This window comes from Candidatus Eisenbacteria bacterium, assembly GCA_016867715.1.
Lineage (GTDB): Bacteria > Orphanbacterota > Orphanbacteria > Orphanbacterales > Orphanbacteraceae > VGIW01.
The window spans coordinates 1-8,084 of sequence record VGIW01000121.1 but is presented as its reverse complement, the minus strand read 5'-3'; the positions used below and the strand labels follow the sequence as shown (position 1 = coordinate 8,084).

Annotated in this window: 8 protein-coding genes; 5 read left to right on the top strand and 3 right to left on the bottom strand. The window is 66.3% G+C overall.

Translation table 11 applies throughout. From position 1 onward, the window contains the following. From FJY73_13435 to FJY73_13425, 3 genes are all read left to right on the top strand, one after another. A partial coding sequence (locus FJY73_13435) for a hydrogenase iron-sulfur subunit (protein ID MBM3321659.1) occupies positions 1 to 1,786 on the top strand: 1,786 nt, incomplete at its 5' end. Continuing rightward, on the top strand, positions 1,786 to 1,962 hold the full coding sequence (locus tag FJY73_13430; GenBank protein MBM3321658.1) for a hypothetical protein: 177 nt from the start codon (positions 1,786 to 1,788) through the stop codon (positions 1,960 to 1,962). The genes FJY73_13435 and FJY73_13430, both read left to right, overlap by 1 nt. Positions 1,963 to 1,980: 18 nt before the next feature. Then, entirely contained in the window at positions 1,981 to 2,454 is a 474-nt protein-coding gene (locus tag FJY73_13425; GenBank protein MBM3321657.1) for a hemerythrin domain-containing protein, read from the top strand. Positions 2,455 to 2,831: 377 nt separating this feature from the next. Here the strand turns inward: FJY73_13425 and FJY73_13420 are convergent, their stop codons facing one another. From FJY73_13420 to FJY73_13410, 3 genes are all read right to left on the bottom strand, one after another. Further along, the gene (locus FJY73_13420) at positions 2,832 to 3,710 is read right to left on the bottom strand and encodes a fibronectin type III domain-containing protein (protein MBM3321656.1); all 879 of its coding nucleotides are present in this window, start codon (positions 3,708 to 3,710) and stop codon (positions 2,832 to 2,834) included. 189 nt (positions 3,711 to 3,899) lie between these two features. Continuing rightward, entirely contained in the window at positions 3,900 to 5,282 is a 1,383-nt protein-coding gene (locus FJY73_13415) for a sigma-54-dependent Fis family transcriptional regulator (protein MBM3321655.1), read from the bottom strand. A gap of 18 nt (positions 5,283 to 5,300) precedes the next feature. Next, positions 5,301 to 5,648, bottom strand: a complete 348-nt coding sequence (locus tag FJY73_13410; protein MBM3321654.1) for a winged helix-turn-helix transcriptional regulator — start codon at positions 5,646 to 5,648, stop codon at positions 5,301 to 5,303. Between the two features lie 179 nt (positions 5,649 to 5,827). On the opposite strand from FJY73_13410, the gene rlmN reads away from it, so the two are divergent. Both rlmN and FJY73_13400 read left to right on the top strand, forming a co-directional pair. Then, on the top strand, positions 5,828 to 6,856 hold the full coding sequence (gene rlmN / locus FJY73_13405) for a 23S rRNA (adenine(2503)-C(2))-methyltransferase RlmN (protein ID MBM3321653.1): 1,029 nt from the start codon (positions 5,828 to 5,830) through the stop codon (positions 6,854 to 6,856). Continuing rightward, a partial coding sequence (locus FJY73_13400) for a HAMP domain-containing protein (protein MBM3321652.1) occupies positions 6,853 to 8,084 on the top strand: 1,232 nt, incomplete at its 3' end. The genes rlmN and FJY73_13400, both read left to right, overlap by 4 nt.

The window sequence follows — 8,084 nt, the reverse complement described above, 5'->3', positions numbered from 1 at the left end:
CCGCAAGGCGCGCTACGTCGACGAGAAGGCGTGCACGTCCTGCGGCGAGTGCGCGAAGGTCTGCCCCGTCGTCGTGCCCGACGAGTACCAGCAGGGCCTCTCCTCGAGAAAGGCGATCTACCTCCCCTTCCCGCAGGCGGTCCCTTCGTCGTACGCGCTCAACATAGACGATTGCCTCGGGGTCCGGCCGATCGCGTGCGGAAAGTGCGTCGAGGTGTGCGACAAGAAGTGCATCGACCTCGACATGGAGGACCGCTTCCTCGACATCGAGATCGGTACGGTCGTCGTCGCCACGGGACTTGACGTGTACGACCCGCGCGAGCAAGACGAGTACGGCTACACGCGTTTCGAGAACGTGATCACATCGATGGAGTTCGAGCGCCTGATCTGCGCGGGAGGCCCGACCGGAGGGCACCTGATCCGCCCGTCGGACCGAAAGACACCGAAGCGGATCGGGTTCGTGCAGTGCGTCGGCTCCCGGGCGCCGGCCCGCGCCGCCCCCTATTGCTCGAACGTCTGCTGCATGAACACGGTGAAGGACACGCTCCTCATCGCGGAGCACGATCCCGACGCCGTCTCGCATGTCTTCTACACGGACATGCGCGCGTTCGGAAAAGGTTTCGAGGATCTCTATCGAAGGAGCCGAGAGGCGGGCGTCCGCTATGTGCGCGGGCTCCCCGGCCACGTGGAGCAGGATCCGAAGACCGGCGACGTGCGCGTGACGGTGGAAAACACGCTGACCGGCGATCTCGAGCGCTACGAGGTCGACATGCTCGTTCTCTCCGTCGGTCTCGTGCCGAAGAAGAACGGCGGGAACAAGGTAAAGGAGCTTCTCGCGCTCTCCTCTACCTCGGACGGGTTCGTGCTCGAGGCGCATCCGAAGCTGAAGCCGGTCGACGCGCCGACGCGCGGCGTCTACTTCGCCGGATGCGTCGAGGCTCCGAAGGACGTCAAGGATTCCGTGACGCAAGCCTCCGCGGCGGCGGCGCGTGCCGGAGCGCTTCTCGCGGCGGGGCGCGTGAAGATCGAGGCGATCACCGCCGAGATCGAGCGGGAGGGATGCAATTTCTGCGGGCGCTGCGCGCGCGTCTGCCCGTACCACGCGATCACCGAGTCGGACAAGAAGCGCGGGCTCTACCCGGTCGTCATCCAGGCGGCGTGCGCCGGATGCGGCACCTGCGCCGCCGAATGCACGAACGACACGATCACGATGCGGCACTTCACGGATCTCCAGCTCCTCGGCCAGGTCGACGCGATCCTGGAAGAGAAACCGATGGAGAAGGTCGTGGCGTTCGCGTGCAACTGGTGTTCGTACGCCGGCGGCGACACGTGCGGAACGAGCCGCCTCCAGTATCCGCCGTCAGTCCGCCTCATCCGTACGATGTGCTCGGGCCGCGTGGACGAGGACTTCGTCTGGCATGCGTTCGAGAAGGGTGCGCCGCTCGTGCTCGTGTCCGGATGTCACTTCTCGGACTGCCACTACATCAGCGCGGTCACATGGACGCAGCAGCGCGTCGAGAAGATCTGGATCCAAATGGAGAAGCTCGGCATGCGACCGGAGCGGCTCCAGCTCGACTGGATCAGCGCCGCCGAAGGGCAGAAGTTCGCGCGCGTGATGCGGCAGATGGACGAGCTCTTGAAGCAGATCACGCCCGAGGAGGTCGAGGAGTCGAAGAAAGCAGTGGCCGAGTTCCTCCGCCAGAAGAGGGAGAAGCTCGAGAAGAGGAAGGCGAAAGCGGCCGAGGGGGCGGGGGCGCTCGCCGCGACCGCCGAGGAGAAGTCGTGATGGCCGAAACGACGACCTTCTACTGTTTGCGTTGTCAACATCGCTTCCCCGTGCTGTATGATCCGAAGGAGGTCAAGGAGCGGTCGTGCCCCCGGTGCGGTTCGAACAGCGTGCGGAAAGAGACGCCGGCCGCCGCCGGAGCGCAAGACCGCTCGCCGTCGGTCAAGCTCAAGTGAGCGAAAGGGGGTGCGGCCGTGAAGGAGAAGAAACCGACCCGGAAGAACCTCCGTGCGGAGGCGGAAGCGGCTTTCGAGGAGCATCGCCGGATCTCGCGGATGATGTGCGACCTCGAGCAGTGGCTCGACGAGCCGGCCGACTGCATGCGGACGTGGACCGAGTGCCTTCGGGAGCAGCTCGACCCGCTCGTTCGGATTCTAGGACCCCATTTCGAGGAGGAAGAGGCGAGCCCGCTCTACAAGGAAGTCCCGGTCGAGTTCCCGCGCTTCGTCCCCTCCCTCGACCGGCTCTTCGAGGAGCATCAGAGGATTCTCGGCGATCTTCGCGGGATTCTGGACGAGACGACGGGAACCACCGACCCGGTCCGCGCCCAGATCCGGGAGCTAACGCTCCGAACGAAGATGATCGTGTATACCCTCCGCCGCCACGAGTCCGAGGAGAATGAGATTCTCCAGCAAGCCTACTGGGACGACCTCGCCGCGGGGGATTGATTCGGTACCTGATCCCTGTCCTGCGCGTTCCGGTATCTGGTTCCGGTATCAGATACCGGTATCTGATACCGTCCCCGAGAAGGTATCCGATACCGACGAGGTCGAGAAAGAGAAACGGGTGCCGGGCGGGTTCAGGAGCTGCCCCTTTTCAGCACCCTAGCCGCCGGCACCCTTAGCGAACCCAAAGCCCGGGCTCGCTCATTCTCTGCAGGAGGGCAGAGCAACCGGTTACCCCTGAGTTTTCCTGTCTCCGTCGCTTGGTGTCCCGACCCCCGTTCGGAGAGGAGCCCTCTCCCAGGTTCGTTCCGAGGTTTCGTCTCTCTCTACACCCGGTTCGCGGGAATGGTTCCCTTTTTTTCGAGTCCAGGCCGTCCAGACTACGGCGCCCTCCCCGCACCAGCGAAGCGGGGGGCTAGCTGGCGCCTCTCCCAATCGTCCGCGCTCAGCTGGTATGCCCACTCCAGAAGGACGAAGTCCGCCCCGATCGCGCTCACGCGGATCTTGGCGAAGTGATCGTCCCAGGTCCACAAGATGTACGTGTGCCCCGGGATCATCTCCACCCCATACGGATCGAGGCTCCATCCGTCGAGCGGGGCGAAGTTGATCTCGTCCATATCGTCCGTGTACCCGAAGTCCTGGATGTCGTTCCCAAACGACTCCGCCCCGTCCGAGATCTCGGTCGGAACGAGACGTAAGAGGTCGTCCAGAACGATCAGGTAGTAGTCGACGAGGGGATCGCTCCACGGGCGGATCATGTCTCCCCCCACACCTCGGCGCTCGACCTCGGAGAGATCGAGGCCGGAGCGGTTCGGGTCGGCCGCGCTCGAGTAGAGAGCGAGGCCGGAACCGTCGGGGCGGGGCGTGTCGGCGACCGTCTCGAAAGAAGAAAGCGCGCTCTCCCCGTAATCGTACTTCGCGTCGACCGCGTAGTAGTAGGTCGTCCCGTTCGCAAGGCCGGTGTCGATGTAGTAGGGGCGATTGGAGGGGACGACATCGGCGATCCACTGGTAGGGACCCTCGGGGGTCCGGCTCCGATAGACGCCGTACCGCCGCACGCCCGCCCCACGAATCGGGGTCCAGTAGATCTGCACCGAGCCATCGCCAGTCACCGTGTACACCCCCGCCGGAACCGGAGGCGGACCCTTGTAGCAGACGGCGGTGGGACAGTCGTCGTCTCCGCATCCCGCGAGGATCCCGGCGGCCGCGATCCCGATCATGAGCGCCCTCAAGGCCTGCCTCCGTTTTCGTCTCATCATCCACCTCCCGTTTCGGGACATCCGATCGGAACGCAAGGGACGTGCCACCGCAAGGACCCGCAGTTCCGGATGGGCGATCCCCCGTCAGCCCTTAGAACTCTTTTCTTTTCAATCGGTTCCCTGGGACCACAAGAAGCGAAGCGCTTTCCCGCCCGGTGCGCGACCCGCCCCCGCTGTGTCCCGAAGACCTCACTCGGAGAGACGATCGTCCCCGGCCGAGGAGGGCCTCTTCAGGCCGTACTTCTCGATCTTCTTGTAGATGTTCGAGCGCTGCATGCCGAGCTCGCGGGCGGTCCGGGAGACGCTCCAGTTGTTCTCCTCGAGCTTCTTTAGTAGGAACTCCCGCTCCGCCCGGTCTTTGAACTCCTGGAACGTCGCGTCGCCCGCGGCCGAATCGTCCCCCCCGCTCCCGGGAAGCCCGGAAAAGACGACATCCGACACGGTGATCCGCTCGCCGTCGGAGAGAATCACGATCCGCTCGATCGTGTTTCGAAGCTCCCGCACGTTCCCAGGCCATGCATATCGCTGGAAGAGATCGATCACCGCATCGTCGAGGACCTTCGGGCGGATGCCGTTTTGGCGGCAGTAGCGGTCGAGGAAGTAGCGGGCGAGAATCGGGATGTCCTCCTTCCGCTCGGCGAGCGAGGGGACGTGGATCGGCACGACGTTCAGGCGATAGTAAAGGTCCTCGCGGAAGCGTCCCTCGCGCACCTCGCGCGCGATCTCCTTGTTCGTCGCCGCGAAGACGCGCACGTCGACGCGCCGCGTGCCGCGCCCCCCCACGCGCGCGACCTCGCCGAGCTCGAGCGCGCGGAGAACCTTTGATTGCGCCGAGAGGGACATGTCTCCCACCTCGTCGAGGAAGAGCGTCCCGCCGTCCGCGAGCTCGAACTTCCCGATGCGAAGGGATGTGGCGCCGGTGAACGCTCCCTTTTCGTGGCCGAAGAGCTCGCTCTCGATCAGCTCCTCCGGAATCGCCGCGCAGTTCACCTCGACGAACGGGCGCTTCGCGCGCACCGAGGCGGCGTGGAGCGCGCGCGCGACGAGCTCTTTCCCAGTCCCGTTCGCACCGGTGATCAGCACGCGCCCGCCCGTCGGCCCGACCTTCTCGATCGTCCGGAGAATCTTCCGGATCGCCTCGCTCTCGCCGACGATCCGGTACATCTCGTCCATCCGCTCTCGATAGATCAGGTTCTCCGCCGAGAGGCGCCTCTGCTCGAGGCCGTTTCGCACGGTGAGGAGAAGGCGGTCGCGGTCGAGCGGTTTCTCGAGGAAGTCGAACGCGCCGAGCTTGGTCGCCTCGACCGCGGTGGCGACCGTGCCGTGGCCGGAGATCATGACGACCACGAGGTCGCTCCGGATGCGCATCGCCTCGCCGAGCACCTCGATCCCGTCCATGCCGGGCATCTTGATGTCGAGAAGAACGAGCGAGGGGGAGGCGCTCCGGATCGCGTCGAGCGCTTCCTCGCCGTTCGACGCGACCGAGACCTCGTACCCCTCGTACTCGAGGATCCGGCGAAGCGAGGTCTGGATTCCCTTCTCATCGTCGACCACGAGGATCTGGTCGGGCATCGGTCGTCTCCGGTTCGCCTAACGGCCAAAGAGGATGCGGTTCGGGTCGTCGCGTCTTCGGACCGGAGCGGGCTCCGGCTTTCTCTCGGGCGGTTTCGGGTCCGCCGGCCGCGCCGGCCCCGACGCCCACCGCGCGAGCTCCCCGAGCGCCTCCGGGAGAACGCGATAGCGCACCCATTTCCCCTCCCGCACCGAGTCGACGATCCCGCTCGCGCGGAGGGTCTTCAGGTGGCGCGACACGTTCGGCTGGGACTCGCCGAGATGCTCCACAAGGTCGGACACGCAAAGAGGCTGCTCGCGGAGCGCCTCCACGATCCGAAAGCGGACCGGATCGCCGAGAGCCGCGAGAACATTCTGAAGGTCCACGAGCCATCCTCCCTCGTGTGTCCCATTATGGAGACACCCCGGGATCCTTGTCAATCGGTACCTGGTACAGATGGGCAGAATCGAATCCGGTATCAGAATCAGGTATCCAGAATCAGGTATCAGGTACAGGCACAAATCGGGTATCAGGTACGAGTATGGATCGGGTATCAGGTACGGGTATGTGGGTCGGTCTTCTTCCATCCGAGATCGAGGAGCGCCTGCGGCCGCTCGGCGTCCCCGGTTATCGCGCCCTGCAGGTCTTCCGGTGGGTTCATCGCCACGGCGCGCGGGATTTCGAGGCGATGACGAACCTCCCACGCGCCCTCCGCGAGACGCTCGCCGCCGCCGCTCCGATCGGCATCCCCGCGGTCGCGGCGCGCTCTGAACCTGGCGCGGACGGCTCGCTCAAGATCCTCTTCCGCTTCCCCGAAGGGACCGAAACGGAAACCGTTCGGATCGCCGGCGCGGACGGCTTGACCGCCTGCGTCTCCTCGCAGGCCGGATGCCGCTACGGATGCGCCTACTGCGCCACGCCCCTCGGCGGTTTCGAGCGCTCCCTCCGCGCGGGGGAGATCGCCGGCCAGGTGCTCGGCCTCGGCGAGACGGTCCGCCGCGTCGTCTACATGGGCATGGGAGAGCCGCTCGCGAACTACGCGGAGGTCGTGAAGAGCGTCCGCCTCCTCGTCCATCCGCACGGCCTCGCGCTCCCCGCTCGCCGGATCACGATCTCCACCGTGGGGCTCGTCCCCCTCATCCGCCGCCTCGCGGAGGAAGGGCTCGGGGTTCGTCTCGCGATATCCCTCGCCTCGGCGATCGACGAGACGAGAGCCCGCCTCCTTCCGATCGCGCGGACGTACGATCTCGACTCCCTCTTCGCCGCCGCCGCGCGCTTCTCCGAAACGAGCGGCTCGCGGGTCACGTTCGAGTACGTTCTCCTCGGCGGCGTGAACGACGGGGAAGAAGACGCGCGCGCGCTCATCCGGAGGCTCTCGCCTCTTCGCTGCAAGCTGAACCTGATCCCCTACAATCCGGTCGATGATCTCCCCTTCGGTGCGCCTGCCGAGCACGCGATCGATCGCTTCCTCGCGCGCCTCGCTCCGCACCTCACGGTGACCGTCCGCCGGAGCGCCGGCAGGACGATCGACGCGGCCTGCGGGCAGCTCCGTCTTCGCGCGCGCGCCGCCTCGCCCGGGGAGCCGAAGCGATGAGAGACCGCATCGGCCCGTTTCGATTGACCTATCAACGAAAGCTTCTTCTCTCGTTCCTTCTTCTCGCGCTCGTGCCGACGCTCCTCCTCATCGCCACGCAGAAAGCCCGGATCGAGCGGACGATCGACTTCTGGCAGAACCCCGGCGTCGAGCGGGCCCTCCGCGAGTCCCTTCGCCTCTCCGAGAACGCCCTCGCCGCCGAGCGGGAGCGTGCCCGGGAGCGTCTCGAGGCCGTGCGGGCTTCGCTGGGAGACGAGAGATGGGAGCCTTCCGCGCCCGGCGCCGAGGAGCGTCTCCGGGAGACGGCCGAAGCATCGGGACTTGATCTTTTATATATCGACCGTGTGGACCTGTCTTATTCTGCTCCGGCATTTCTTCTCGATTATCGGCGCGCGGGAGTCCCCGACTCCCTCGTTCTCCCTCCGTTCGGCGAAGGGGCGCCCGATCTCTCTCCGCTCGCCGCCGCGCGCGATTCCCTTCTCCTTTCCGACGGAAGCTCCCTCCGGCTCTCCGGCGCCCTTCTTCTTCCGGAGGGGACCGCCGAGAGGATCCGCGCCGTCCGCGAGGGGTTCGCGTTCTACGGTCAGCTCCGTGTGTACGAGCGCTACGCGAAGGCGAAGGTCGCCGCGCAGGCGGCGCTCGTCCTTCTCGCGGCGGCCTTTCTCGCGTTCGCCGTCGCGCGCGTCCTCTCCCGTTCGCTCGGGCGCCCGATCGAGGCGCTCGTCTCGGGGACCGCGCGCGTGAGGGGAGGCGACCTCGACGTCCGGATCGAGGGGGAGGGCTCGGACGAGATCGGGACCTTGATCGCTTCGTTCAACAAGATGGCGCGCGATCTTCGGGCGAGCCGCGAGAAGCTCGCGCGCGCGGAGCGGGTCGCGACTTGGGCGGAGGCGGCGAGGCGGATCGCGCACGAGATCAAGAACCCCCTCACGCCGATCACCCTCTCCCTCCACCGCCTGCGGAAGAGGGCCGAGTCGCTGTCGGACGAGGAGCGGCGCGCGCTCGAGGAGCTTCTCGCGCCGATGCTCGAGGAGGTGGAGAACCTCCGCTCCCTCGCCGAGACGTTCTCCCAGTTCTCCCGCCTCCCCTCCCCGCGGATGGAGGCGGTCGATGTTCGCGATCTCCTCGAGAAAGTCTCCGGTCTTTATCGAGAGGGGAGCGGCGTGCGGACGTCCCTCGCGGTCGATCCGGAGACTCCCCCCGCGCGCGGCGACCGGGAGCTTCTCTG

What these genes read in the sequence shown, in the direction of transcription:
- FJY73_13430 (MBM3321658.1), top strand. Translation starts at nt 1,786, where the DNA reads ATGGCCGAAACGACGACCTTCTACTGTTTGCGTTGTCAACATCGCTTC.
- FJY73_13420 (MBM3321656.1), bottom strand. Translation starts at nt 3,710, where the DNA reads ATGATGAGACGAAAACGGAGGCAGGCCTTGAGGGCGCTCATGATCGGG.
- FJY73_13415 (MBM3321655.1), bottom strand. Translation starts at nt 5,282, where the DNA reads ATGCCCGACCAGATCCTCGTGGTCGACGATGAGAAGGGAATCCAGACC.
- rlmN (MBM3321653.1), top strand. Translation starts at nt 5,828, where the DNA reads ATGTGGGTCGGTCTTCTTCCATCCGAGATCGAGGAGCGCCTGCGGCCG.